Origin of the sequence: Chromohalobacter sp. HP20-39 (assembly GCF_033052815.1) — a bacterium.
Taxonomy (GTDB): domain Bacteria; phylum Pseudomonadota; class Gammaproteobacteria; order Pseudomonadales; family Halomonadaceae; genus Chromohalobacter.
Window position 1 is genome coordinate 1 of sequence record NZ_JAWHTP010000889.1, and the last position, 255, is coordinate 255.

1 protein-coding gene is annotated in these 255 nt (G+C 64.7%); it reads left to right on the forward strand.

Annotated features, from left to right (window positions below; all coding sequences use genetic code 11):
- Positions 1–255: DUF1275 family protein (locus tag RVY79_RS20530; RefSeq protein WP_317466437.1), on the forward strand; the 255-nt coding region annotated here is incomplete at both ends.

The following is a 255-nucleotide window of genomic DNA, read 5'->3' on the forward strand; positions in this document are numbered from 1 at the left end:
CTCGGCAATGGCCGACGACCTCGTGCTGGGCAATATCGTGCTCCTGCTCGCGGGTTTTGCGTCGCTGCTGGCGTTCCTGTGCGGGGCGGCCTGTACGGCCGTGCTTGTCAACTGGGGGCGCCGACGCCGCACGCAGAGTGAATTTGCGCTGCCGCTCATGCTCGAAGCTGGGTTGCTGCTGCTCTTCGGCATGATGGGCACGTCGCTTGATCAATACCGCGTCGTGTTTGTGCCGGCCACCGTCGTGCTGCTGTG